General features: G+C 33.4%; 24 protein-coding genes and 4 pseudogenes. 14 read left to right on the forward strand and 14 right to left on the reverse strand.

From position 1 onward, the window contains the following. The first annotated feature begins 110 nt into the window (after window positions 1–110). Together P5P89_RS12020 and P5P89_RS12025 are read left to right on the forward strand one after the other, a co-directional pair. Window positions 111–1,397, forward strand: coding sequence for a UDP-N-acetylmuramoyl-tripeptide--D-alanyl-D-alanine ligase (locus P5P89_RS12020; RefSeq protein ID WP_278008544.1), 1,287 nt, complete (start codon window positions 111–113; stop codon window positions 1,395–1,397). A 56-nt stretch (window positions 1,398–1,453) separates the two neighbouring features. After that, window positions 1,454–1,774 (forward strand): MmcQ/YjbR family DNA-binding protein, encoded by a 321-nt coding sequence (locus tag P5P89_RS12025; RefSeq protein WP_278008546.1) that lies wholly within the window; start codon window positions 1,454–1,456, stop codon window positions 1,772–1,774. Between the two features lie 4 nt (window positions 1,775–1,778). On the opposite strand, the gene P5P89_RS12030 is transcribed toward P5P89_RS12025, so the two are convergent. From P5P89_RS12030 to ahcY, 7 genes and pseudogenes are all read right to left on the reverse strand, one after another. Continuing rightward, window positions 1,779–2,387 carry an alpha-ketoglutarate-dependent dioxygenase AlkB family protein gene (locus tag P5P89_RS12030; protein ID WP_278008547.1) on the reverse strand — a complete coding sequence of 203 codons (609 nt, stop codon included), beginning with the start codon at window positions 2,385–2,387 and terminating at the stop codon, window positions 1,779–1,781. Then, window positions 2,374–2,618, reverse strand: a pseudogene (locus tag P5P89_RS12035) (Ada metal-binding domain-containing protein). Before P5P89_RS12035 ends, P5P89_RS12030 begins: the two are co-directional and overlap by 14 nt. 132 nt (window positions 2,619–2,750) lie before the next feature. Then, window positions 2,751–3,464: a 2OG-Fe(II) oxygenase gene (locus tag P5P89_RS12040; RefSeq protein ID WP_278008548.1), complete on the reverse strand. Its 714-nt coding sequence runs from the start codon at window positions 3,462–3,464 to the stop codon at window positions 2,751–2,753. A gap of 74 nt (window positions 3,465–3,538) precedes the next feature. Beyond that, a complete protein-coding gene (locus P5P89_RS12045; protein WP_278008549.1) occupies window positions 3,539–4,381 on the reverse strand; it encodes a bifunctional helix-turn-helix domain-containing protein/methylated-DNA--[protein]-cysteine S-methyltransferase in 843 nt (280 codons plus the stop codon). A gap of 202 nt (window positions 4,382–4,583) precedes the next feature. After that, the gene (locus tag P5P89_RS12050) at window positions 4,584–5,663 is read right to left on the reverse strand and encodes a hypothetical protein (RefSeq protein WP_278008550.1); all 1,080 of its coding nucleotides are present in this window, start codon (window positions 5,661–5,663) and stop codon (window positions 4,584–4,586) included. Between the two features lie 10 nt (window positions 5,664–5,673). Then, window positions 5,674–5,958 (reverse strand): hypothetical protein, encoded by a 285-nt coding sequence (locus P5P89_RS12055; protein WP_278008551.1) that lies wholly within the window; start codon window positions 5,956–5,958, stop codon window positions 5,674–5,676. A 266-nt stretch (window positions 5,959–6,224) separates the two neighbouring features. Beyond that, a pseudogene (ahcY, locus tag P5P89_RS12060) lies at window positions 6,225–7,542 on the reverse strand (adenosylhomocysteinase). 294 nt (window positions 7,543–7,836) lie between these two features. Between ahcY and P5P89_RS12065 the strand changes: the two are divergent. Beyond that, a complete protein-coding gene (locus P5P89_RS12065) occupies window positions 7,837–8,487 on the forward strand; it encodes a 4'-phosphopantetheinyl transferase family protein (protein ID WP_278008552.1) in 651 nt (216 codons plus the stop codon). Between the two features lie 23 nt (window positions 8,488–8,510). Here P5P89_RS12065 and P5P89_RS12070 read toward each other — a convergent pair whose 3' ends face one another. The 3 genes from P5P89_RS12070 to P5P89_RS12080 all read right to left on the reverse strand — a co-directional run bounded on the left by P5P89_RS12070 (window position 8,511) and on the right by P5P89_RS12080 (window position 9,856). Next, on the reverse strand, window positions 8,511–8,894 hold the full coding sequence (locus P5P89_RS12070; protein ID WP_278008553.1) for a group III truncated hemoglobin: 384 nt from the start codon (window positions 8,892–8,894) through the stop codon (window positions 8,511–8,513). Then, on the reverse strand, window positions 8,891–9,178 hold the full coding sequence (locus tag P5P89_RS12075; protein ID WP_278008554.1) for a hypothetical protein: 288 nt from the start codon (window positions 9,176–9,178) through the stop codon (window positions 8,891–8,893). The genes P5P89_RS12070 and P5P89_RS12075 overlap by 4 nt, the downstream gene beginning before the upstream one ends. 81 nt (window positions 9,179–9,259) lie before the next feature. Further along, window positions 9,260–9,856 (reverse strand): Crp/Fnr family transcriptional regulator, encoded by a 597-nt coding sequence (locus tag P5P89_RS12080; protein WP_278008555.1) that lies wholly within the window; start codon window positions 9,854–9,856, stop codon window positions 9,260–9,262. 93 nt (window positions 9,857–9,949) lie between these two features. Here P5P89_RS12080 and P5P89_RS12085 point away from each other — a divergent pair, with 93 nt between their 5' ends. From P5P89_RS12085 to P5P89_RS12105, 5 genes and pseudogenes are all read left to right on the forward strand, one after another. Continuing rightward, a complete protein-coding gene (locus tag P5P89_RS12085; protein WP_278012012.1) occupies window positions 9,950–10,705 on the forward strand; it encodes a phosphoglycerol geranylgeranyltransferase in 756 nt (251 codons plus the stop codon). Then, window positions 10,698–11,320 (forward strand): annotated as a pseudogene (gene pnuC / locus P5P89_RS12090) (nicotinamide riboside transporter PnuC). Before P5P89_RS12085 ends, pnuC begins: the two are co-directional and overlap by 8 nt. Continuing rightward, window positions 11,281–13,398, forward strand: coding sequence for a DUF4301 family protein (locus P5P89_RS12095; RefSeq protein ID WP_278008557.1), 2,118 nt, complete (start codon window positions 11,281–11,283; stop codon window positions 13,396–13,398). The pseudogene pnuC and the gene P5P89_RS12095 overlap by 40 nt, the downstream one beginning before the upstream one ends. Further along, on the forward strand, window positions 13,398–13,802 hold the full coding sequence (arfB, locus tag P5P89_RS12100) for an alternative ribosome rescue aminoacyl-tRNA hydrolase ArfB (protein ID WP_278008558.1): 405 nt from the start codon (window positions 13,398–13,400) through the stop codon (window positions 13,800–13,802). The genes P5P89_RS12095 and arfB overlap by 1 nt, the downstream gene beginning before the upstream one ends. A gap of 292 nt (window positions 13,803–14,094) precedes the next feature. Continuing rightward, window positions 14,095–16,299, forward strand: coding sequence for a TonB-dependent receptor (locus tag P5P89_RS12105; protein ID WP_278008559.1), 2,205 nt, complete (start codon window positions 14,095–14,097; stop codon window positions 16,297–16,299). Between the two features lie 71 nt (window positions 16,300–16,370). Here the strand turns inward: P5P89_RS12105 and P5P89_RS12110 are convergent, their stop codons facing one another. Beyond that, window positions 16,371–16,784 carry a Rieske (2Fe-2S) protein gene (locus P5P89_RS12110; protein WP_278008560.1) on the reverse strand — a complete coding sequence of 138 codons (414 nt, stop codon included), beginning with the start codon at window positions 16,782–16,784 and terminating at the stop codon, window positions 16,371–16,373. Window positions 16,785–16,941: 157 nt separating this feature from the next. On the opposite strand from P5P89_RS12110, the gene greA reads away from it, so the two are divergent. Together greA and P5P89_RS12120 are read left to right on the forward strand one after the other, a co-directional pair. Further along, window positions 16,942–17,418 (forward strand): transcription elongation factor GreA, encoded by a 477-nt coding sequence (gene greA / locus P5P89_RS12115; protein WP_025572576.1) that lies wholly within the window; start codon window positions 16,942–16,944, stop codon window positions 17,416–17,418. A gap of 48 nt (window positions 17,419–17,466) precedes the next feature. Beyond that, window positions 17,467–17,856 (forward strand): HIT family protein, encoded by a 390-nt coding sequence (locus P5P89_RS12120; protein WP_278008562.1) that lies wholly within the window; start codon window positions 17,467–17,469, stop codon window positions 17,854–17,856. Window positions 17,857–17,900: 44 nt separating this feature from the next. Here P5P89_RS12120 and P5P89_RS12125 read toward each other — a convergent pair whose 3' ends face one another. Continuing rightward, window positions 17,901–19,052, reverse strand: coding sequence for a sensor histidine kinase (locus P5P89_RS12125; protein ID WP_278008563.1), 1,152 nt, complete (start codon window positions 19,050–19,052; stop codon window positions 17,901–17,903). Between the two features lie 157 nt (window positions 19,053–19,209). On the opposite strand from P5P89_RS12125, the gene P5P89_RS12130 reads away from it, so the two are divergent. The 4 genes and pseudogenes from P5P89_RS12130 (at window position 19,210) to P5P89_RS12145 (ending at window position 22,080) form a co-directional block, all read left to right on the forward strand. Further along, window positions 19,210–20,085 (forward strand): flavin reductase family protein, encoded by an 876-nt coding sequence (locus P5P89_RS12130; protein WP_278008564.1) that lies wholly within the window; start codon window positions 19,210–19,212, stop codon window positions 20,083–20,085. Between the two features lie 33 nt (window positions 20,086–20,118). Next, window positions 20,119–20,490: a DUF3127 domain-containing protein gene (locus P5P89_RS12135; RefSeq protein WP_278008565.1), complete on the forward strand. Its 372-nt coding sequence runs from the start codon at window positions 20,119–20,121 to the stop codon at window positions 20,488–20,490. A 156-nt stretch (window positions 20,491–20,646) separates the two neighbouring features. After that, window positions 20,647–21,276: pseudogene (gene aat / locus P5P89_RS12140) on the forward strand (leucyl/phenylalanyl-tRNA--protein transferase); the annotation flags it as partial. Window positions 21,277–21,285: 9 nt separating this feature from the next. After that, window positions 21,286–22,080 carry an MOSC domain-containing protein gene (locus tag P5P89_RS12145; RefSeq protein ID WP_278012013.1) on the forward strand — a complete coding sequence of 265 codons (795 nt, stop codon included), beginning with the start codon at window positions 21,286–21,288 and terminating at the stop codon, window positions 22,078–22,080. On the opposite strand, the gene P5P89_RS12150 is transcribed toward P5P89_RS12145, so the two are convergent. Both P5P89_RS12150 and thiH read right to left on the reverse strand, forming a co-directional pair. Continuing rightward, window positions 22,077–22,787: a HesA/MoeB/ThiF family protein gene (locus P5P89_RS12150; RefSeq protein WP_278008566.1), complete on the reverse strand. Its 711-nt coding sequence runs from the start codon at window positions 22,785–22,787 to the stop codon at window positions 22,077–22,079. The genes P5P89_RS12145 and P5P89_RS12150 overlap by 4 nt on opposite strands. Window positions 22,788–22,882: 95 nt before the next feature. After that, complete coding sequence (thiH, locus tag P5P89_RS12155) at window positions 22,883–24,004, reverse strand: 2-iminoacetate synthase ThiH (protein WP_278008567.1); 1,122 nt, start codon at window positions 24,002–24,004, stop codon at window positions 22,883–22,885. Window positions 24,005–24,067 lie beyond the last annotated feature (63 nt).

The raw sequence follows: 24,067 nt of genomic DNA on the forward strand, positions 1-24,067 counted from the left end.
TTTTAAAAATTCCAATAAAAAAATCCAAATTCCAAAACTGACTTCAGTAAGGGATTTGGATTTTTTTATTGTTTTTTTCTATTTTTATAATATAAATAAATGCATACAAAATGAATATTAAAGAAATTCATGACTTATTTTTAAAATGTAAATCTCTTTCAATTGATACACGCAAAATTGAAAAAGACTCGATGTTTTTTGCTATCAAGGGAGAAAATTTTGATGCTAATACTTTTGCTCAGGAAGCTTTTGAACGAGGGGCTTTATTTGTAATAATTGATAATCCGTCTTATTTAATTGACGAAAGAACAATTCTGGTAAAAAATAGTTTAGAAACATTACAGGAGTTGGCAAAATTTCATAGACAATATTTAAAAATTCCGATTGTTGCATTAACCGGTAGCAATGGTAAAACAACAACAAAAGAATTAATAAATGTTGTTTTGGCACAGAAATATAGAACTAAGGCAACTGTTGGGAACTTAAATAACCATATTGGTGTTCCGTTAACATTATTGTCTTTTGACAGAGAAACCGAAATTGGAATTGTAGAAATGGGTGCTAATCATAAAAAAGAAATTGAGTTTTTATGTTCAATAGCCCAGCCTGATTATGGCTATATTACAAATTTTGGTAAAGCGCATTTAGAAGGTTTTGGAGGTGTCGAAGGTGTAATTGAAGGAAAAAGCGAGATGTATAAATACTTGCTTGAAAACGATAAATTGGCTTTTGTTAATTTAGATGATGCTATTCAGATTGAAAAATCTAAAAAAATTAAATCTTTTACATTTGGATTAAATAATAGTCATGCTGATATTAATATTATCTCAATAGAAGCAAATCCGTTTGTTTTGATTCATTATGATGATTTTTTTGTAAAATCTAATTTGATCGGTCTTTATAATGCTAACAATATTAATGCTGCCGTTGCTATTGGAAAACATTTCAAAGTTGAAAAAAATGATATTAAATCAGCAATTGAAAACTATACTCCAACCAATAATAGATCTCAGTTATTAAAAAAGGAATCATTTGAAATTATTCTGGATGCCTATAATGCTAACCCAAGCAGTATGGCTGTAGCAATAACTAATTTTTTACAATTAGATAATCCTGATAAGGTGATGATTTTGGGTGATATGTTTGAGCTTGGAACCGAAAGTATGCAAGAGCATAAAATTATTGTTGATTCTTTAGCAAAGGAGCAGAAATCTATTTGTTATTTGATTGGAAAATCGTTTTATGAAAATCGTATTTCTAAAGAAAATCTTTATTTTTTCGAAACCTTTGATAATTTTTCTGAATATTTAAAAATTAATAAACCCAAAGAATCAAGTATTATCCTGATTAAGGGATCACGTGGTATGGCATTAGAAAGAACTTTGGAATTTCTATAATATTTGGTCTTTTAATGATTCGATTAAGACCTTTAATTTGGATTTAAAGTGGAATTATGGTCTTAATTGAAACATTTAGAAAATTAGCTTTGTCTCTTCATAATGTTGCAGAAGAGCCTCATTTTGAAAAAACATCTTTTCGTATAAACAAAAAAATATTTGCAACTTTTGATGGAAAGAACAATACGGCTGTTTTAAAATTAAATGAAATTGATCAATCCGTTTTTTGTGCATCAAGTGAAATGATTTTTTATCCAGTTCCGAATAAATGGGGAAAACAAGGATGGACAATTGTAGAACTTTCAAAGGTAAGACCTGAAATGTTTGAAGATGCTTTAATACGTTCGTATGAAAATGTCGCTTCAAAAAAAAAATAACAATCTATCTCACAATAGTCCTGAAAGTCAAATTTACTCTAGGTTTTTGAGTTGTTTTTGTTGGAGGAAGACGATGTAACCAATGCGTTTGAGTTTCATCTTTCATAACCAATAAACTTCCGTGTTCCAAAATCATTGAAACCGTTTCTTTTGTCTCTTTATGTTTGAAAGCAAATTTGCGTTCGGCACCAAAACTTACTGATCCAATTGCACCATTTTTCTTCAAATCTTTTTCAGCGTCGCTGTGCCACGCCATTCCTTCTTCGCCTGAATGATATAAATTCAGCAGACAAGAATTAAAAGTTTCACCTGTTTTTTCTTCAATGATTTTCTTTAATTCTGAAAGTTCTGGCGTCCAAGGCAATGCTTTTTTGGTTGTATTCGAATATGTATATTCAAATTCCTGATCGCCGTACCAAGCTACTTTTCGTTTGGTTAAAATTAATTTTCCAAAGATGATGGCTTCGTCATTTTTCCATTCGATTGTATTCAATAAAATATCACGGTAGAAATCGGCTTCTTGTCTGGAGAAGCATTTTCCATAATAATTCACCGTTCCCTCTTTTGGAAGCAGATTAGTGGTTTCGTTTATTTCAGGATTAAATAAGTCCATTTTTCCATTTTTGATATTCCAATTTCATACAATGTCCGCAAGGTCTGAAACCATTTTCTCTGGCTTCATTTTCAGATAAAAAGAAAACACGATTTTCACTTTTCATTCTTTTCACGAAGAACATTTTAGCATTCCGTAGATTTTTAATTTTTGGTTTCCACCGAAACAAATTTCGCCTTTTTTAAATTTATTTCGAAGATCAGAATCTGAAACTTTATTGTGTTGAAGCATATTAATTAAAAATAATTTCTCGCAAAGTCGCTAAGTCTTTTTCTTTATTCGAAAACAAAGAAAAGAACACTTAAAACGCAAAGTTAGGTTATTGCTTTTTTTGGAGACTTCGCGGCTTTGCGAGAGATAAAATTATGAAAGAGCATCATGAAAAATAATTCCCAACGTATGGCGTTCGCCAGAATGAACTTCGCTTACACCATGTTTCATATTGACACGATAATAGCCTTTTGTGCCTTTTACAGGTCTGAAATTGGTTGTGAAAACTAAAACATCTCCTTTTTTTGGTTTTAAAACAATGGCTTTCGATTGTGCTCTTGGCGTTTGTTGCATTAAAACAAATTCTCCTCCAGTAAAATCTTCATCAGGCTCATTTAAAAGAAGTACAATTTGAATTGGAAAATAAACATCTCCATATAAATCCTGATGCAAAGTATTGAATCCGCTTTTGCCATATTTTAAAATTAAAACAGTTGCTTTCAGTTGGTTATTATCATGACATTGTTTTAGTAACTCTGCGTGAGTTTTTGGAAAAACAGTATCTATATTCAAAGATTTCATCCATGTATTGGCAATTGGAGCCAGTTTTGGATAAGTCGAAGAACGAAGATTCTGAATTAAATCAGGCAATGGATAATTGAAATATTTATATTCGCCCAGACCAAATCGAGGACGTTCCATTACAACTGTTTTCCGATATAAATTTGGATTGTCATAATCGAATTTTAAGTGTTCACATTGTTTATGGTTAAGCACATTTGGAATAATGGCAAAACCATTTTGGTGCATAGATTCGGTAATGCTTTCCCAATTTTGAGAAGCAATTTTTGATTGTATATTTTGCATGAGTAAGTTTTAGATATGTAAATTCACAATGATGATCAGTCATTGGAATTTGGAGTTTTATTTTTTTTGAATTTTTAAAGATTCACCTGTGCTCCTTCCCAACCAATTATGGCTGTTTTTCGGGTATTTCCCCACATGTAATCGCCAAAAGTTCCAGAACATTGAATAACGCGGTGACACGGAATTAAAAACGCAACTGGATTACTCCCAATAGCTGTTCCAACGGCGCGAGATGCATTTGGTTTTTGAATTTGATGTGCAATAGATCCATACGTAGAAAGTTGTCCCATTGGAATTTTAAGCAAAGCTTCCCAAACTTTCAATTGAAAATCAGTTCCTTTTAAATGCAGTTTGATTTCGGATAATTTACTCCAGTCGTTTTGGAAAATAAATAAGGCATTTTGTTGTGCTAAATCAAGTTTTTTTGAAAATTTAGCATTCGGGAATTTATCCCTTAAAACGATAAATCCAGTTGTTTCATCTTCGGCGAAAGCCATAAAACATATCCCTTTAGAAGTTGAGGCGACAATAATATTTCCAAACGGACTTTCGGAAAAACTGTGATTGATTTCCAGATTTTTACCTCCGTTTTTATATTCCGCTGGTGTCATTCCTTCAATATTTACAAATAAATCATGAAGCCGGCTGGTGCCTGAAAGTCCAGTCTCGTAAGCAGTTTCAGAAATAGTTGCCTGATTTTCTTTCAGTAATTTTTTGGCGTGTTCGATGCTTGTATACTGCAAAAACTTCTTCGGACTCGTTCCTGCCCATTCGCTGAAAAGCCGTTGAAAGTGAAAAGGGCTTAAATGTACTTTTTCCGCGACTTCATCTAGATTGGGCTGATCTTTAAAATTGGCCTTGATGTATTCTATAGCTTCTGCGATACGATTGTAATTGATGGTTTCCTGTGTGTTCATCTTCATTCAATTTTATAATACAAATATCGATTGGTCTTAGAAGCTACAAAATCCGAAACTTGCTTTATTTTTTAAACGTTAAGATTTATACAAAGTTCGAAGGTCTTTTCTGCTTGCAAAGTCGAGATCTTTACAAAGATTTATAAAACTTAATTAACCTCCTGAGCCAGAAAGTTAATCAAATTACGCTTTAAACCGATTGTTATTTCAAATCATTTTTTGCGGTTGATATGCTTATCAATTTATAACCATTTCCGGTTCTTAAAAATTCAAAATGATCTTGTTTGAAATCGGCTTTATTTTTTGGATTGATTATAACATCCATAGTAGGATACATCCAGTCTTTTGATTCGTTGCAATTATTAAAATAAATTTCATATTCACTCGATTCAAAAATAAATTGATTTAATCCGTCAGTAGATACAAAATAATTGGTTTTTGGATTTTTAAGTTCTTCTAATTTTAATTTTAAATAAGTAAAATTCTGATTGATAAACTTAGTTTTCGATTCGCTGATCCAGCCATCAGGTTCTTTCCAATACGTAATTTTATCAAAAGAATGTTTTTCTAAATTGGTTTTCGATAAATCAGAAAGTAAAGTGTTCTTCAGCCAATATTTAAATTCTTTGTCATAATTAATAAATGAATAATATTGCCCGTCAACTCCAAGAAAATTGTCTCTGGTTTCGTTCTTAGTGGGTTCTTTTGATTTTTTTAAAGAATAAAAATTCAAATCGTCATTGAATGAGAAATTTTCAATAAGGACTTTGTTGTTGATATCGATTAAAAATTCTTTTCCGCCTTTCCAGAAGAAATGTTCACCGTCTTGTTCTTTAACAGCATCTTTTAAAGCAATGATCATTCCATTCCTGGCTTTGGTTAGATTGCTATAATCAGCAGGAATTACAATTTTCCCTTCGCCATCGAATATCCCCATTTTGTCGGTTTTGGGGTCTCTAAAACGAATATAACCTTCATTTTCGCAATCTGGACTATTGTCAAATACATATAAGCTGTCGCGACCAACTATTTTCCCGGTTTTGGTTAAATAATAACTTTTCCAGCCGTTGTTAAATTCCTCGGTAACGGCAATTATGTTTTCAAATTTACGGGCAGTTGTAAAACCTGTAAATTTTGGTTCTATTTTGATTAATCCGTTTTTGTCTTTAAAACCAATAAGGGTTGTGTCTTTATTTGGAAATGAAGTCCAGACATTACTATTTTGGGAATATGAAGACGAATTTAGAATAATGAATGTTAGAAGGATAATAGTCTTTTTCATGAAAATATTTTTATCTGAGATGAATCTTTAATTCATTGCTTTTTGCTTCATCAAAACAATCGGAACAAAGCATTTTAAAGTCGGCCAGGGTTTGAAATGCATCTGTCCATTCCTCGCCATTATTGAGAAGGTATTGTTCGCATGAAGTACACCAGGCAATTTGTGGAAGATCTCCCTCGGCTTCTGAATAGTAAAAACCGACTTTTTCTTTGTGGTCTATTGCCATTGCAATATGAATACAGGAAAAAGCCATTTCTCTTGAACCGTGAATGTCACATATAATTTCTTCGATCATTTTTATGAGTTTATATTTCAAATTTAAATTTATAAAATAAAAAACATGTAAATGTCTTGTTAAATTAAGTTATTTATGGCATAAGTGAGCGTGAGGGATAGGAGCAGGCTACTGAAGTAGCGCGGATAGCCCGACAGTATTTAAGAAAAGGCCTAATGAGCGCAAAGTATATTTGGGGCTTTTTTTAAATGGTGGCACGCCCTAATAAAAAACCCTCACATTTCTGTAAGGGTTCTATCTTTAATTTTTAGTACTAAAACGTAATACTAATATCTGTAATATTCCGGTTTAAACGGACCTTTAACGTCAACACCAATATAAGCAGCCTGATCTTCACGTAAAGTTTCCAATTCAACACCTAATTTAGCTAAGTGTAAAGCAGCCACTTTTTCATCTAAATGTTTTGGTAACATGTAAACTTCATTTTTGTAAGCTGCACTGTTATTCCATAATTCGATTTGAGCTAAAGTCTGGTTTGTAAATGAGTTACTCATTACAAAGCTTGGGTGACCTGTAGCACAACCAAGGTTTACTAAACGACCTTCTGCTAAGATGATGATATCTTTTCCAGCGATAGTATATTTGTCAACCTGAGGTTTAATTTCGATTTTAGAAGCACCGTGATTTTTGTTTAACCATGCCATGTCAATTTCGTTATCAAAGTGTCCGATGTTACAAACGACAGTTTTGTCTTTCATTTTTTCAAAATGACTTCCAACAACGATATCTTTATTTCCTGTAGTTGTAATGATGATGTCAGCATTAGCAATTACAGTATCTAATTTTTTAACTTCGTAACCGTCCATTGCAGCTTGCAAAGCACAAATTGGATCGATTTCAGTAACAGTTACAATAGATCCAGCACCTCTAAAAGAAGCTGCAGTTCCTTTTCCTACGTCACCGTATCCGCAAACAATTACTCTTTTTCCAGCCAACATTAAGTCAGTTGCACGACGAATAGCATCTACAGCAGATTCTTTACATCCGTATTTGTTATCAAATTTAGATTTAGTAACAGAATCGTTAATGTTGATTGCAGGCATTGGTAAAGTTCCGGCTTTTACTCTTTCGTAAAGTCTGTGAACACCAGTTGTAGTTTCTTCAGAAAGACCTTTGATTCCAGGAACTAATTCCGGGTAACGATCGATAACCATGTTAGTTAAATCTCCACCGTCATCTAAGATCATGTTCAATGGTTTTCTGTCTTCACCAAAGAATAAAGTCTGCTCAATACACCAGTCAAATTCTTCTTCATTTAAACCTTTCCAGGCATAAACAGAAATTCCTGCAGCAGCAATTGCTGCAGCAGCCTGATCCTGAGTAGAGAAAATGTTACAAGAAGACCAGGTAACTTCTGCACCAAGAGCGATTAAAGTTTCGATTAATACTGCCGTTTGAATCGTCATGTGTAAACATCCAGCGATACGAGCTCCTTTAAGAGGCTGCTCATCTTTATATTCAGCACGAAGCGCCATTAAACCTGGCATTTCAGCTTCAGCTAGTTCAATTTCTTTTTCTTCCCCAGGCAGCCAGAGAAATGTCTTTTACTTTGAAAGCCACATACGGCGTAGTTGTAGTACTCATTTATATTATATTTGTATATGTATAATTTTTTGCAAATTTACATAATAGCTTTTGAATTTTGCTACTTTCTATCAGATTTATGAAATGTTTAATTTATTAATCTTTAGAATGTTAGAAATAATGGCTTTTAGAAGCTAATCCTGCTGTCCGCTCTATCTTTTATGTTGAACCCCACCATAAAAGGATGCCGCTCCCATCAGGGCTAGAAACCAACAATGTTAAATTACAAATTCAGTTTTCAGACAAAGTGAATAATTAATAATTCACCATTCATAATTTATAATTAAAAAAGAAATGCCTTTATTTAAGACCATACAATGCAATGAAAACACCCGAATTTTAATTTGGGAAATCACCGAATCTTTTGATGAATTGTACAGCAGGGTAACCTTAAAAGAAAAAACGCAAAAAAGACTGGACGGAATGAAATCTGAAATGCATCAGCGTGCTTTTTTGAGTGTTCGTATGCTGATTCAGGAAATGGGTTTCACAGATAAAGACCTGCATTATGACGAATTCGGGAAACCTTATTTTGATTGTCATAATTATATATCAATCACACATTCATACCATTTTGCAGCCATAATAATCAGTGATCAGACGGTTGGAATCGATATGGAATTGCAGCGTGAAAAAATTCAGAGAATTGCCGATAAATTTACGGATTACGAATGTGATTATTTAAATCCTGGTCTTACAGAACAATATGTGAAGAAACTAACGGTAATCTGGGGAGCAAAAGAAGCTATTTTTAAAATCAGAAACGAAAAAGGGATCAGTTTTAAAGATCATATTTTAGTAGAGGATTTTTCTTTAGACGAACCCCAAACCAGCGCAAGTCTTCATTTTGATGAGTTAATAAAAGATTTTGATGTGCATTACAAGGAAATTCAATCCGATAATTTTGAAGGTAAATTTACTTTGGTTTATGCTTTTGAAAAGTAAATATAAATTTAAATTTCGTTACCTTATTTCCGGTTTTCAAACATACTCATAAATAAAAAAGTACTCATTTTCCTAGCACGTCTTTTCAGCGTATCTGCATTTTCGCCTTCAAAGTAGTCATCAATGGTCTGAAACCAGTGATTCAGCCAGATTCCGAATTCATTTGAAGTAATTTTACCATCAAAATGTGCATCAACTTCATTGTGAACCGTCAGCGGATTCCCGTTGTATTTTTTTACGCCAAATAAATTCATCTCCCAAAAATCAGTCAGTTTTTCCAGATGCGCATCCCAGTCTTTTATAATAGTATTAAAATAAAAGCCGATTTCGTGATCGGCTCTTATTTTAGTATAAAATTGATGGACTAAAAAAGATACATCAGCTCTATTTTCTATTTGCTTTTTCACAGAAAAATAGTGTTTAAAAGAATAAATACTACACTTAAAATTGAACTCAGAATTAAAAGATTAAAAACCACTTTGTGTTTCATTTGTGCCAAAATTGAAGTGTTGACAAAGATACAGGCTAAAACAATAATTGCCAGTTGAATCATTTGTAGAACTGAAGTTCCGTTAGCCAAAACATACATGGCTGCAGCGCCTCCTAAACAGCTTTGACCAATTACAGCCATTGCAGCTGATCCCATGTAATTTTTATTGAAAATGTCGAATGTTGTTTGATATAGTGTCATGATATTCAGATTTTTATAGGACAAAGATACGCCCACTATACCGCTGTGTTTTATGATTTAAATCATAAAACAGGAACTATTTTATCTGTATACTTTTCGGTTTATAATCTTTAGTTCGCCTTTTTTCTCCAGGGCTTTTATGGCTCTGATTACGGTTTCTACTCGCAAACCGGTCAAATCCCCAATTTGTTGTCTTGTAAAATTAATAAGATGACCGTTTTTGTCTTTTTGAAAATTAAAGTAGGCAATTCCGTGATCGATTAATTTCAGAACCCTGTGTTCCGGTTCCTGTGTCGAGATTTCAGCAGCCACAACGGATTTATAATAAAGACGCTGTGCCAGGTTTTGAATTATTTGAATGCTGATTTTTGGGTTTTCTTCCAGCAGTTTCATGAAGTTTGCTTTTGGAAGAAGAATAATTTCACTGTTTTCAACTGCAATAGCATTAGCAGGATATTTTTGATTCAGAAATAATGGTGGTTCGCCAAAAGATTGTTCCTTATAAAATATTCCCTGAATAAACTCTCGTCCGTCGTCATTATAATTGCTCATTTTTACTTCTCCTGAAAGAATCTGAAAGTAGTTTGAAGGAAAAATCCCTTCTTCAAAAATAATCTCATTTTTATCGAAAGATTTCTTTACAGCACCATATTTTTCTAATAATTCAAGGGAAATCATAGTGTTTGTTCTTTGGTTGTTGAGATCAGTTATACAAATATAATGCATTCAAAGTAGTTCTTATACTTGAAAACTTTTACTTTTACAGCCGTTATGCAGCAAAAAACATTAAATATACACCAGGAAATTTTAGACGCTAAAAGTAGAGGTCAGAAACTGCTTGCCATACTTTTGGATCCTGATAAAATTTTTTTGGAAAATGTAGATAAACTAATTTTAAAGATCAATCAATCTCCTGCAACCCATATTTTTGTAGGTGGAAGTATTGTTCAGGCAACTATTTTAGAAGAATTAATTGCGCAGCTAAAACAAAAAACAAACTTACCCGTTGTTATATTTCCGGGTGATCCTTCACAGATTTCACCTCAGGCAGATGCTATTTTGTTTCTTTCATTATTATCTGGACGAAATCCGGATTATTTGATAGAATATCAGGTTCAGGCAGCACCGATTCTAAAAAAAACGAATCTGGAAGTGATTTCGACAGGTTATATTCTAATCGAAAGCGGAAATGAAACTGCTGTTGCGCGTATCAGTAAAACAAAGCCTCTTAATCGTGAAAATTTTGATTTGGTTCTTGCTACTGCTCAGGCGGGAGAGATGCTGGGAAACAAATTAATGTATTTAGAAGCCGGAAGTGGTGCTAAAAATCCAGTACCTCTGAAAATGATTGAGCTGATTGCTCAGAATATTGAAATCCCCATGATTGTCGGAGGAGGAATTACAGATTTAAAGGGAATTCAAAATGCTTATAAGGCCGGAGCCGATTTAGTAGTAATTGGGACTGCTTTTGAAAATGACACTCATTTTTTTGAGCAAAAACAAATCAAAGAACGACACAATGATTGATTTTTTTTTAGACAGCTATAAAAATACTCCTCTTTGGCATATCGCTTTAGAGTTTTTAGTATTTGTTTGTGGGATACTAAGCGTCTGGTTTGCAAAAAAAGAAAATATCTGGGTGTATCCAACAGGTTTGGTCGCAACTGTAATATCAGTATATCTTTTGTATGTTGCTGGTTATGTAGGAGATATGATTATTAATGGTTATTTTTCGGTTATGAGTATCTACGGTTGGTATGTTTGGGCGAAAGGGGGAACTATTGATGATAATTTACCTATTACAAGAACAAATTCCAATGAAAAAATAACAGGAATTTTATTGTTTATTGTTACGTTTTTCGTAGTTTTCGGGATTTATAAATATTTTGATTATACTATCAATCCGGATAATTATATTGACATGATTTCATCAGGGATATTTTTTGCAGGAATGTGGTACATGGCAAGAAAAAAATCGAAAACTGGACACTTTGGATTATAGGTGATATTATTGTTGTACCGCTTTATGCTTATCGCGGTTTAGGAATGTTGTCACTTCAGTATTTAATTTTTACAATTTTGGCAATTTCAGCTTATATAGAATGGAGAAAGATCTTAGACAGCAAAAAACAAACATTATAAAAATTGCCTTATTCGGACCTGAAAGTACAGGTAAGACAACATTGGCAAAACAGCTTGCAGAATATTACGAAACCGAGTGGGTTCCGGAGTTTGCACGGGATTATCTGCAGCAAAAATGGGAAGAAGATAAGCAGTTATGTACTGAGGAAGACATGATGCCGATTGCTTATGGGCAAGTTACATTAGAAAATGAAAAACTGGACAACGCTAAACAATACTTGTTTTGCGATACTAATTTAATGGTGACCAAAGTTTTTTCTGAAGTATATTATGGTTTTTGTAACCCAAATTTAAATGAAGCAGCTTTAGCCCATGAATATGATTTGTTTTTCCTGACTGATATTGATGTCCCATGGGAAAAAGATGATATCCGCGATAATCCAAATAAAAGAGAAACTGTTTTCTCTGTTTTTAAACAAGCTTTAATAGATAATAATAAGCCATTTATTACAATTTCAGGCGATAAGGAAAGCCGTTTGGAAAAAGCTACTGCTATTGTTGATAACCTCACTATTGCTAAAAGAAAAGGCTTTACGTCAGCAGACTTTGTAGAAATCTACAATCACGGAATTCCTTTTGAGAATATACTGAAACAGCTTAAAATCTTTAAAAAAGGAATTTCTAAATGTAACTTAATAAGTCCGGCAACTGTCAATAACGGAATTTTAAGTTTAACAACTCATGATTTCGAAGAAAAAGCTGCCTTTTTTGATGCGAACAAAGGATGTTTTAAAATATGTAAATTTATTCCGGCGTCTGGTGCGGCAACCAGAATGTTTAAGTTTTTGATCGCTTTTTTAAATAATTATGATATTGAAAAAGAGACAATCAATTCTTATATTAATAGAAATAAAGATAATGATTTGTCGATTTTTATTGTAGGGATGGATAAATTCCCTTTTTTTAAAGCGGTATATAAAAAACTGAAAGAAATATATCCTGACTTTGATAGTTTAGAAAGGGATTATAAAAATTATTACTTTATAAAAGTATTGCTATCTCCGGAATACTTTGATTTTGCTAATAAACCAAAAGCAGTTTTGCCTTTTCATAAATATAAAACTCATATTGCAACTCCGATAGAAGAACATCTGAACGAATGTGTGCACTATGCTGAGACAAATAAAACTTCGAATTTGCATTTCACAGTTTCAGAAGTACATCAGCAATTGTTTGAAAAAGCAATTGAAGAAGTCAAAGAAAAAGTCGAATCAGAAACGGGGACACAAATCAATATTAGTTTCTCCTATCAAAATAAGCAAACAGATTCTATCGCAGTCGATGTTAAAGATAATGTTTTCAGGAGCCAGAAAGGATCTTTTATTTTCAGGCCCGGAGGACACGGAGCATTGATTCAAAATTTGAATAATATTGATGCCGACATTATTTTTATAAAGAATATTGATAATGTAATTCAAAATAATATTAAGAAGACTACTTTGTACAAAAAGGGATTAGCGGGAATTTTAATAGAAGCACAGCAAAAAGTTTTCGGTTATTTGAATGCTATAGAAAAGGGTGAAATTAAAGAAGAGGATGTAGAGGAAATAGTAAAGTTTTTAATGCAAAAGCTTAATATAGAAATGGCGCGCGATTTCAATAAATTTACTTTTGAAAACAAAATCAATAAAATAAAAGAATTGCTCGACAGACCAATCCGCGTTTGTGGAATGGTTAAAAATGAAGGTGAGGCAGGAGGGGGGCCTTTCTGGATTCGAAACGAAAAAGGGGAAATTTCACTGCAGATTGTAGAAAGCTCACAAGTCGATCTAACCAGTAAAAAACAAAAGTCAATTTTAGAAAGTTCGACACATTTTAATCCGGTTGATTTGGTTTGTGGAACCAAAAACTATAAAGGAGAATCCTTTAATCTGGAAGAATTTGTAGATCATAATACTGGATTCATTGTTGAGAAAAGCGCTGAAGGTAAAATTGTTAAAAATTATGAATTACCGGGATTATGGAATGGTGGAATGTCAAACTGGCTAACCATTTTTGTTGCAGTGCCATTAATAACATTTAATCCGGTAAAAACCGTAAATGATTTGTTAAAACCAGCACATCAGCCTCACAAATAATGGATATTGAAAAAATTATATCAGAGTTAAGTTTTAGAGCAGTAAGAAGCAGTGGTGCAGGAGGGCAAAACGTAAATAAAGTATCTTCAAAAGTGGTGCTTGCTTTCGATTTAAATGCTTCTCAGGCTTTATCCGATGAAGAAAAAACACTCTTAAAAGAAAATATACCGACAAGATTAACTTCTGAAAATATTCTGATTTTAAATTGTGATGAAGACAGAAGCCAGCTTAAAAATAAGGATATTGTTATAAAGCGGTTTCTGGAAATTATTAAAAAAGGATTATTTGTACCGAAAGTTAGAAAAGCTACAAAAGTTCCGAAATCGGTAATAAAGAAAAGAATTAAAGAAAAGAAGAATATTTCTGAATTGAAGCAATCCCGTAAGAAACCCAATTTAGAATAATTTTCAATTTTTAAAACTCCAAATTCCAAATCAACTTTATTGCGATTGTTTTGTAATTTGTAATTTTAAAAGGAATTTCTTTTTTGGAATTTTAATTATTTTAACATTACCTTTGCACTGTCTCAAAGGGGTGCTCTAAATAACGAGCTGAGATCATACCCAAAGAACCTGAGCGAGTAATGTTGCTAAGGGAAAAAACGACGATTATTTAGCAAAGCTATATTTTGTCGGGAAACAAATTTATTAATTTAACAAAAGAATAATTCCCCCTTTTATTCGTAATTCTTTACGGATGAAAACTCTTTTTTCATGCACTAAGGTGCTAAGTTGCAAAGGTTCTAAAATGAACCAAAAGTCTATTTTTTTTACTTTTTCTTCTATTTTCTTTACTCTATTCTCTTTTTCACAGCAACAGGATTCAACCAAAGTAAATCAGTTAGATAATGTATTGGTTTCTGCTGTACGTGTTACAACAAAAACGCCCGTAAGTTTTAGTAATCTGGACAAAAAAGACATCAAGACCAGGAATTTAGGTCAGGATATTCCAATATTAATGAATTATCTGCCATCAGTTGTAACTACTTCTGATGCCGGAAACGGAATGGGATATACTGGAATCCGTGTGCGTGGAAGTGATGCTACAAGAGTAAACATAACCATAAACGGAATTCCGTATAATGATGCTGAAAGCCAGGGAACATTCTGGGTAAATATGCCGGATTTTGCTTCTTCAGTAGAAAGTTTGCAATTGCAGCGCGGTGTTGGAACATCAACGAATGGTTCGGGAGCATTCGGCGCGAGTTTAAATATGCTGACTGATAATTATGCAACAAAAGCAAATGGAGAAATCTCAAATTCCTTTGGTAGTTTCAATTCGCATAAACATACCGTAAAATTCAGTACAGGTTTGTTAAATGATCATTTTGAATTGGCAGGGCGTCTATCTACAATTAAATCTGATGGGTATGTTGACAGAGCCAGTTCTGATTTGAAGTCCTATTTTTTACAGGGAACGTATGTGGGAAAAACAACTTTGATTAAAGCCTTGGTTTTTGGCGGAACAGAAAAAACATACCAGTCCTGGAATGGTGTGGACGCTGAAACTTTACATAAAAACCGAAGATATAATTCTGCAGGAGCATACAAAGATGAAGCTGGTAATGATCGTTTTTATGATAATGAAACAGATAATTATAATCAGGATCATTATCAACTGCATTGGAGCGAATCGTTTACCGATAAGTGGAGTACCAATTTAGCGTTTCATTACACCAAAGGAAAAGGCTATTACGAAAATTATAAGGAAGATGCCACTATGGGCGATTATGGTTTAATACCAGTCGGAACCGTAACAACTACAGATTTAATACGTCAAAAATGGCTAGATAATGATTTTTACGGGGCAACATTTTCATTAAAATATAAAGATGAAAAACTGGATGTTATTTTAGGAGAGGGCTGGAATAAATATGAAGGGAGCCATTTCGGAAAAGTAATCTGGGCAAGATATGCATCACAATCAGAGTTGGGAGATCACTATTACGATGATTTTTCGACAAAAGTTGACGGGAATATTTTTTTGAAAGCCAATTATCAATTATTTGAAAAGTTGAGTTTATACGGTGACTTTCAATACAGAACAGTTCAATATAAAGCCAATAGCTGGGAAACAGGTCTGGTAGATGATAATTTTAGTTTCCTTAACCCAAAAGCGGGTTTAAATTTTGAAATCAATCAAAAAAATACGCTGTATTTCTCCTATGCCAGAGCCAATCGTGAGCCCAACAGAACTGATTATGAAGGGGGAAATGTAAAACCTGAAAAATTAAATGATTTTGAGTTAGGATGGAGATTTAATTCAGAGAACTTTCAGTTAAATACCAATTTATATTTTATGGGTTATAAGGACCAGTTGGTCTTGACGGGCGAATTGAATGATGTTGGTTCGCCAATCCGTGCTAATAGTGGAGATAGTTATAGGGCAGGTGTTGAGATAGATGCAACGGTTAAACTTTCAGATAAATGGTTTTTACAGCCTAATATTACTTTGAGCCAAAACAAAAACAAAGATTTTTATTTTAAAAGGGATGGCATTTTAGAAAATCTGGGTGAAACCAATATTGCCTTTTCTCCTGACATTATAGCAGCGAATCGTTTGACATTTATGCCGGTTAAAAATTTGCAGCTGTCTTTACTTTCAAAATATGTAGGCCAACAATATATGGGAAATATTGATTCAGATCTTTCTAAACTGGACAGTTATTTTGTAAATGATTTTAATGCATCGTTTGAATTCAAAACGAATAAAGTTTTCAAATCTATAATGATTTCGGCTTTAGTCAATAATATTTTTAATTTAAAGTACGAAAGTAATGGATTTTTCTACACTTTTGACGATGATTATTCTAACCCACCAGCTATTAAGACTGTTGAAGGTGTGGGTTATTATCCTCAGGCAGGAACTAATTTCTTAGCCGGGCTGACATTGAAATTCTAAGACAAAATCAAAAAAAACAAAACCTGAAAGTTTTAAATTTTTAGGTTTTGTTTTTATAAATGTTTTTGGTATTAGTTGTAAACGTGAATCACAGTTCCACTTACTTCAACCCGATATTGTTTTAGCGGATATTCTTTTTTTCCCAAACCTGTAAATAAGCTATATTCTGCCTCATCGCAAGAACAAACGGCATTAATACCGTTAATAGTCATAGCGGTACATGAAGTTAATGCCTGATTAGGACAGGCTGCATCAAATGCATTATAGCCACTTCCGGTATTAAAAATAATGACCCCCTTTGCGCCTTGATTAGATATTATAATTCCGTTACTCATATATTTAAGATTAGAATAGAGCGCAAAACTCATATCTATAGTGAAATTAACACTATAATTAGGAATATAAGGATTTTTATTATTTATATCATTGTCACTACACGAAAAAAGCAGAGAAATAAACAGTATTAAAAGCCAGATCTTTTTCATTGTTTTAAAAGGGGATTAGTGAAACAAAAATAATTTATTTGCTTTTGAATTCTATATGATTAACATATAATTATGTACTATAAAAAATAATGCTATATTTGTAATAAGAAAATCCCGTCGCGATGGGATTTTTTGTATTTATATAAACGATGAAGTTATGAGTAAAGTATCTTATTACACCGCAGACGGGTTAAAAAAATTAAAAGATGAACTGGAGCATTTAAAAAGTGTAATGCGTCCAAAGGCATCTCAGGATATAGCAGAAGCAAGAGATAAAGGTGATTTGTCTGAAAACGCCGAATATGATGCTGCAAAAGAAGCGCAGGGTTTATTAGAAATGAGAATTGCCAAACTTGAAGAAGTTTACGCAAATGCAAGATTAATTGATGAATCTCAATTGGATGTTTCTAAAGTTTTGGTTCTTTCGAGTGTGAAAATTAAAAACCAAAGCAACGGAATGGAAATGAAATATACACTTGTTGCTGAAAGTGAAGCAGATTTAAAAACCGGAAAAATTTCGGTAACTTCTCCTATTGGAAAAGGACTTTTGGGAAAATCAGTTGGCGAAGTAGCAGAAATAACAGTGCCAAACGGTGTTTTGAAATTTGAAATCCTTGAAATTTCAAGAGACTAAGTCATTGTGAGGAACGAAGTAATTTCACTATCAATAAAAAAATAAACAATGGCATCAATATTTACCAAAATAGTAAACGGAGAAATTCCGGCATACAAAATTGCAGAAGACGATAATTTTTTAGCTTTTTTAGATGTAAATCCAAATGCTAAAGGACACACACTTTGTATTCCGAAGCAGGAAATAGATAAAATTTTTGATATTGAAGATGAGATGTATTTAGGTCTGCTGAAATTTTCTAAGAAGATTGCAATTGCTTTAGAAAAAACCGTTCCCTGCAAAAGAGTCGGTTTGGCAGTTGTTGGATTAGAAGTTCCTCACGCTCACGTACATCTGATCCCGTTAAACGAAATGGATGAAATGCGCTTTATCAACAAAGTATCGCTTACTAAAGATGAGTTTGAGACTTTAGCGAAAAGTATCCAGGCGAATCTCTAATACAGCAGGTAATAGAAAAAATTAGAGAAGTGCAGTAAATTAGTTTACTGCACTTTTTTATTTAGTGAAATTTGAAATGTAGTTCCTTTACCAATTTCAGAGTGCAAAACTTTGATTTTTCCGCTGTGATACTCTTCAACAATTCTTTTGGTTAAAGAAAGTCCAAGTCCCCAGCCGCGTTTTTTAGTAGTAAAACCAGGTTCAAAAATAGTTTTAAATTGGTTTTTCGAAATTCCGGTCCCGGAATCTTTTATGTTTATTTTTACATGATGATTGTCCTGTTCAATTTGGAGGTCTAAAGTGCCTTTTCCTTTCATGGCGTCAATAGCATTTTTAACCAGATTTTCAATAGTCCAGCTATGAAGCGTTGGATTGATCAGTGCAAAAATAGACTTGTCCGGAATTTGATAAGAAAAGGTTACCTGTTTCGAAAAACGCAATTGTAAATACTCAAAAGTACTTAAGGTCTCTGCAACTACATCATGATTTTCCAGAACAGGAACTGAACCAATTTTAGAGAATCGATCGGTGATTGTCTGCAGACGTTCTACATCTTTTTCAATTTCAGATGTAATGGTCTGATCGATTTCTTCCGTTTTTAATATTTCTACCCAGCCTATTAAAGAAGAAAGAGGGGTTCCAATTTGATGGGCAGTTTCCTTAGCCATACCAGCCCAAAGTTTATTTTGTGTAGCTATTTTAGTGCTTTTGTAGAAATTATAAATTAAGGCTGCAAATAGAAAAATAATCAATAAAAGAGCAATGGGGTAATATTTAAGTTTGTTCAGTAATGCCGAATTTCCGTAATATAGCTGCTGGTGTTTCCCGGGCGCATATTCAAAAACAATAGGTTCATTTTCATTTTTTAATTTTTTCAAAAGTTCTTTAAATTTTGCTTTGTCGTTAAGAATTTCCTCAGGGACATTTTTAGAATTAATAACTTTATCGTACATCACTAAAATTACCGGAACAGAAGAATTACTATTTGTTATTTCCAGAGGTAAATCAAGATCGGTATATTCGTCAGCATTGATGATTGTTTTTTGTGCATTGGCCAGAATATTCATTTTTAACCGTTCTTCATTTTTGAATATTTGAAAAAAAGTATAAGTATTCCAGAGTATCAGTGAAATGATTGAAAAGGAAATAAAAATGATGGTCCAACGGGTTGTATTTCTGCTTTCAGAAAAATGCATAGAGTGATTTTTTTGAGTATAAATATAACGAAATAAACACATTTTATATTTTGTGAGTCTTTAAAGATTTTTGTTTTTAAGTGGGAAACTATTTCCTTGGCTTAAACCATTTCTATACTTTTGTACTTACTGAAAAAGATCGGTTAAAAGAGAAAATATGATTAGCATTAACCCAAAAGAAATAGCAACGGTAAAATTACAAAGCTATCTGCAAAGCGCTGTAGGACCAAGACCAATTGCTTTGGCGAGTACAATTAGTGCCAAAGGCATTCCCAATTTGTCGCCTTTTAGTTTCTTTAATGTGTTTAGTGCAAATCCTCCAATTTTAGTTTTTTCACCTTCAAGGCGCGTTCGTGACAATACTATTAAACACACTTTGATGAATGCCGAAGCAACACGTGAAGTTGTGATTAATGTGGTCAATTATGATTTGGTTCAGCAGACTTCTTTGGCAAGTACAGAATATGCCGACGGTGTGAACGAATTTATAAAAGCCGGGTTGACACAGATTCCTTCGGATATAGTAAAACCTTATCGTGTTAAAGAATCTCCCGTACAATTTGAATGTAAAGTGACTCAGATTATTCCTTTGGGAACAGAAGGCGGAGCGGGAAACCTGATTCTTTGTGAAGTGGTAAAAATTCATATCCACGAATCCGTTTTAGATGAAAACGGGGCAATTGATCAGTATAAAATTGATTTGGTTTCAAGATTAGGAAATAACTGGTATTCGAGATCGAATCAGGGACTTTTTGAAGTAGAAAAACCATTGACAACATTAGGGGTTGGAGTAGATGCAATTCCAAATTTTATTAAAGAAAGCCCTGTTTTTAACGGGAATGATTTTGGAAAATTAGGCAACATCGAAGCCTTGCCCACAACAGAAGAAGTTAGTATATTTGTGAAAGAAAATTTTTCGGTAAAAGGGGTTTTGAGCTCTGATGATCAGGAAAAAATTCATTTAGAGGCCAAAAAATACCTCGACAAGGGTGATGTTTTATCAGCCTGGAAAGTGCTTTTGGCAAAGAAATAGAAAAGATACAATAATTAATAATATAGACAGAAGATGGAAGTTACAGGAAAAGTAAAAGTGGTTAATCCGGAGCAGCAGGTTAGTGCCTCATTCAAAAAAAGAGAATTAGTTGTTACTACTGATGAGCAGTACCCACAGCATATTTTAATCGAATTTACACAAGATAAATGTGATTTATTAAGCAGTTACAAACAAGGTGAGGCTGTAAAAGTTTCTATAAATTTAAGAGGGAGAGAATGGGTTAATCCACAAGGAGAAACCAGATATTTCAATAGTATTCAGGGATGGAGAATTGAAAGATTAGCTCCTGAAGGTTCGGTGCAAACACCACCTATGCCTGCTGCAGAAACTTTTGCTCCTGCAACCAATTTAAACGAAGACGAACCGGACGATTTGCCATTCTAAAAAGTTTAAAATCCAAAATTTAAAAATTCCAAATTCCAAAATTCATAACGTATTGGGATTTGGAATTTTGTTTTTTGAAAGTAATTTTATAACGGAGAATTCCAAAAGATACAAACGAGAAGATTGTGTTTAGTTGGAATTTGGAATTTCTTATAGATGTATTATTTATTCAAAGATTTATTTTTTCCGCCGGTCACAGAAGCTGATGAAGAAGGCGTTTTGGCAATAGGAGGAGATTTGAGTTCAGAACGTTTGCAATTGGCTTATAAAAGCGGAATTTTCCCATGGTTTAATGAGGGGGATCCGATTCTTTGGTGGGCTCCAAATCCAAGAATGGTATTGTTTTTTGATGAATTAGTAATATCCAAAAGCATGCGAAAAATCCTGAACAAGAAAATGTTTCAGGTCACTTATAACAAAAATTTCAAAGCCGTAATTTCTAATTGCCAGCAGATTAAGCGTGATGGGCAAAACGGGACATGGATTTCTAATGAAATGATTGAAGCATACTGCAAATTAAACGAGAAAGGATTTGCCAAGTCGGTTGAGGTTTGGCAGGATGATGTTTTGGTTGGCGGCCTATACGGAATTGATTTAGGACATGTTTTTTGTGGCGAAAGTATGTTTTCTAAAGTTTCAAATGCTTCCAAAGTTGCTTTTATAGCTTTGGTAAATTATTTAAAAGAAGAAAATTACAAACTATTAGATTGTCAGGTTTATAATCCACATTTAGAAAGTTTAGGCTGTCGAGAAATTGACCGTGACGATTTTATGTCTATTTTAAAAGTGAATAAAATGAGCACTGCTTACATTGTAAAAGAAATTTATATTTATCCGATAAAAAGCCTTGCCGGAATTAGCTGCCAACAGGCTTTTGCTGAAGAAATGGGTTTTGAAAACGACCGCCGATGGATGTTGCTCGATTCAGATAACCAACACATCACACAGCGGGAATATCCAGAAATGAGCCAATTTTATCCTGAGATTTCAGAAGCCAAAATTTCGGTTACTTTTCAGGATCAAAAACATGAATTTTTAATCAGTGAGCACTTAAATGATTCGATTTATACCAAAGTGTGGGATGATAAAAGTTTTGTTTTCGAAGTAAATAAGCTGACTTCAAAATGGTTTAGCGATTGTTTAGGATTTGAATGTAAATTAGTGAAAATAATCAAAGCCGGTGATCGCAAGCACGAAAGTTCCAGGTCAAAAGAAACGTATAATGTTAGTCTCGCAGATGGATACCCATACTTACTAATTGGCACAAAAAGTCTTGATTTTTTGAATGAAAAGCTAAAGGAAAAAATTACTGTAAAAAGATTTCGCCCGAATATTGTTATAAGCACTCGGAATGCTCATGAGGAGGATGATTTTGAGCATTTTAAAGTTGGTGAAGTTCATTTTAAAAATGTAAAATCGTGCGGAAGATGTATTATGGTTAACAATGATCCGCAAAATGGGATTGTGAAAAAAGAACCTCTAAAAACATTGAGTAAGTACAGGAATTTCAACAACTCTGTTTTATTCGGAACCAATATTGTAGGTTTGAATCCGGGAATAATTCAGGTAGGTGATGAAGTTGTTTTTTAGAAATTCAATTTCGTAAAATTATATTTCAAAGTATTGAAAAGTAATAATTCATTTTTTAATGTTGGCAATTCCAAAATTAATTTTAGTGTTTCATGCGCCATCATTGTACCTATAATTCCGGGTAAACTTCCCAGGACTCCATTTACATTACAATTCGGGACATACTTTGGGTCAGGTATTTCAGGAAATAAATCACGAAGATTTTTACTTCCTTTATGATTAAAAATAGCTACCTGACCTTCGAATTTTAAAATACTGCCATATACCAGAGGTTTGTTTAAATCAACACAGGTATCGTTTACAAGATAACGGGTGGCAAAATTATCTGAACCGTCTACTATAACATCATATTGCTGAATAACTTCCACTGCATTTTCAACGGTTAATTTCTCTGGAATAGCTTCGACCTGAATTAGAGGATTTAATTTTGAAACAATATTTTGGGCCACAATGGCTTTTTGCTGACCAATTTGGCTTTCAGTATATAAAATTTGCCTGTGAAGATTGTGAATTTCGATGATATCAAAATCCATTATTCCAATAAAACCTACGCCAGCGGTGGCAATATATTGCAAAACAGGGCACCCTAAACCTCCGGCTCCAATAACCAGAACCCTTGCCTTTTTAAGTTTTTCCTGGCCTTCGTCGCCAATTTCAGGTAAAATGGTTTGTCTGCTGTAACGTAAAAATTCTTTTATAATGCTCATTATCTGTAAGTCTTAAGGTTTTTAAAGTCGAAAGTCAAAAGCTGAAAGTGAAGAAACTATTTATACAAGTTTTTGGTATTTAGAACTTTATGCTTTTAAGCTTTAAGACTAAAGCTTCTGTCCCAGTCTTTCAAAACGGGTTCGTAACCTGAGTTTTTTATAATTTGTCTGATTTCTTCTGCAGAGCGTTCATCGCTGATTTCGAATTGTTCCAGAGATTGCGGATCAACGACATAGCCACCCGGATTGGTTTTAGAACCTGCACTCATACTGGTAATGCCAATTGGAATAATGTTATTTCTGAATTTTTCGCTTTCTCTTGTAGAAATAGAGATTTCAAGATCTTCATTCCACAAGCGATAAGCACAGATTAATTGTGTAAGGTCTTTATCGTCCATAATAAAATTGGGCTCAATAATGCCTTCTGCCGGGCGTAATCGCGGAAAAGAAACGGAGTATTTCGTTTGCCAGTATTTCTTCTGTAGATAATCCAAATGAAGGGCATTAAAGAAGCTGTCTGTCCGCCAGTCTTCCAAACCCAATAAAACGCCCAAACCAATTTTGTGAATTCCGGCAGTTCCAATCCGGTCAGGAGTTTCCAGCCTGAAATCAAAGTTTGATTTTTTGCCTTTAGTATGGTATTTTTTATATACTTCCTGATGGTATGTTTCCTGATAAACCAAAACCGAATACACACCTGCTTCGTGCAAACGTTGATATTCTCCGGTTGAAAGCGGCTGAACTTCCACAGAAATAATCGAAAATTGTTCTCGAATCAAGTTAATTGTATTCAGAAAATAATTAATATTTACGGTGTAATTAGCCTCGCCTGTAACCAATAAAACATGATCGAAACCAGTTTTTTTTAGTGCTTCAATTTCTTGTTTTATTTCTGAATCAGAAAGTGTTTTTCGTTTGATTTTATTATCCAGACTGAATCCACAATACGTACAAATATTTTGGCATTCGTTGCTCAAATAAAGTGGTGCATACATTTGGATAGTTTTGCCGAAACGGGTTTTGGTAATTTCATGGCATTTTTGTGCCATTTCCTCCAGATAATTTTGAGCTGCTGGGGAAATCAAAGCCAAAAAATCATCGAGGCTTCTTTTTGTTTTAGCCAAAGAATACTCAACATCTTTTGAGGTGGTCTGATATATTTTGGTTTGAATGGAATCCCAATCGTATTGTTCAAAAATGGATTTGAATGTTTTCATAATGTTTAACCGCAAAGCGCGCAAAGTTTTACGCAAGGTTCGCAGAGTTTTGCGTTCTTGGCG

Origin of the sequence: Flavobacterium gyeonganense, from assembly GCF_029625295.1 — a bacterium.
GTDB classification, from domain to species: Bacteria; Bacteroidota; Bacteroidia; order Flavobacteriales; family Flavobacteriaceae; genus Flavobacterium; species Flavobacterium gyeonganense.

What these genes read in the sequence shown, in the direction of transcription:
- P5P89_RS12095 (WP_278008557.1), top strand. Translation starts at nt 11,281, where the DNA reads ATGGAGAAAGATCTTAGACAGCAAAAAACAAACATTATAAAAATTGCC.
- P5P89_RS12120 (WP_278008562.1), top strand. Translation starts at nt 17,467, where the DNA reads ATGGCATCAATATTTACCAAAATAGTAAACGGAGAAATTCCGGCATAC.
- P5P89_RS12065 (WP_278008552.1), top strand. Translation starts at nt 7,837, where the DNA reads ATGCCTTTATTTAAGACCATACAATGCAATGAAAACACCCGAATTTTA.
- arfB (WP_278008558.1), top strand. Translation starts at nt 13,398, where the DNA reads ATGGATATTGAAAAAATTATATCAGAGTTAAGTTTTAGAGCAGTAAGA.
- P5P89_RS12145 (WP_278012013.1), top strand. Translation starts at nt 21,286, where the DNA reads ATGAGCACTGCTTACATTGTAAAAGAAATTTATATTTATCCGATAAAA.
- P5P89_RS12025 (WP_278008546.1), top strand. Translation starts at nt 1,454, where the DNA reads ATGGTCTTAATTGAAACATTTAGAAAATTAGCTTTGTCTCTTCATAAT.
- P5P89_RS12125 (WP_278008563.1), bottom strand. Translation starts at nt 19,052, where the DNA reads ATGCATTTTTCTGAAAGCAGAAATACAACCCGTTGGACCATCATTTTT.
- P5P89_RS12050 (WP_278008550.1), bottom strand. Translation starts at nt 5,663, where the DNA reads ATGAAAAAGACTATTATCCTTCTAACATTCATTATTCTAAATTCGTCT.
- P5P89_RS12030 (WP_278008547.1), bottom strand. Translation starts at nt 2,387, where the DNA reads ATGGACTTATTTAATCCTGAAATAAACGAAACCACTAATCTGCTTCCA.
- P5P89_RS12080 (WP_278008555.1), bottom strand. Translation starts at nt 9,856, where the DNA reads ATGATTTCCCTTGAATTATTAGAAAAATATGGTGCTGTAAAGAAATCT.
- P5P89_RS12135 (WP_278008565.1), top strand. Translation starts at nt 20,119, where the DNA reads ATGGAAGTTACAGGAAAAGTAAAAGTGGTTAATCCGGAGCAGCAGGTT.
- P5P89_RS12110 (WP_278008560.1), bottom strand. Translation starts at nt 16,784, where the DNA reads ATGAAAAAGATCTGGCTTTTAATACTGTTTATTTCTCTGCTTTTTTCG.
- P5P89_RS12105 (WP_278008559.1), top strand. Translation starts at nt 14,095, where the DNA reads ATGAAAACTCTTTTTTCATGCACTAAGGTGCTAAGTTGCAAAGGTTCT.
- P5P89_RS12040 (WP_278008548.1), bottom strand. Translation starts at nt 3,464, where the DNA reads ATGCAAAATATACAATCAAAAATTGCTTCTCAAAATTGGGAAAGCATT.
- P5P89_RS12075 (WP_278008554.1), bottom strand. Translation starts at nt 9,178, where the DNA reads ATGACACTATATCAAACAACATTCGACATTTTCAATAAAAATTACATG.
- P5P89_RS12085 (WP_278012012.1), top strand. Translation starts at nt 9,950, where the DNA reads ATGCAGCAAAAAACATTAAATATACACCAGGAAATTTTAGACGCTAAA.
- P5P89_RS12150 (WP_278008566.1), bottom strand. Translation starts at nt 22,787, where the DNA reads ATGAGCATTATAAAAGAATTTTTACGTTACAGCAGACAAACCATTTTA.
- P5P89_RS12130 (WP_278008564.1), top strand. Translation starts at nt 19,210, where the DNA reads ATGATTAGCATTAACCCAAAAGAAATAGCAACGGTAAAATTACAAAGC.
- thiH (WP_278008567.1), bottom strand. Translation starts at nt 24,004, where the DNA reads ATGAAAACATTCAAATCCATTTTTGAACAATACGATTGGGATTCCATT.
- greA (WP_025572576.1), top strand. Translation starts at nt 16,942, where the DNA reads ATGAGTAAAGTATCTTATTACACCGCAGACGGGTTAAAAAAATTAAAA.
- P5P89_RS12045 (WP_278008549.1), bottom strand. Translation starts at nt 4,381, where the DNA reads ATGAACACACAGGAAACCATCAATTACAATCGTATCGCAGAAGCTATA.
- P5P89_RS12055 (WP_278008551.1), bottom strand. Translation starts at nt 5,958, where the DNA reads ATGATCGAAGAAATTATATGTGACATTCACGGTTCAAGAGAAATGGCT.
- P5P89_RS12020 (WP_278008544.1), top strand. Translation starts at nt 111, where the DNA reads ATGAATATTAAAGAAATTCATGACTTATTTTTAAAATGTAAATCTCTT.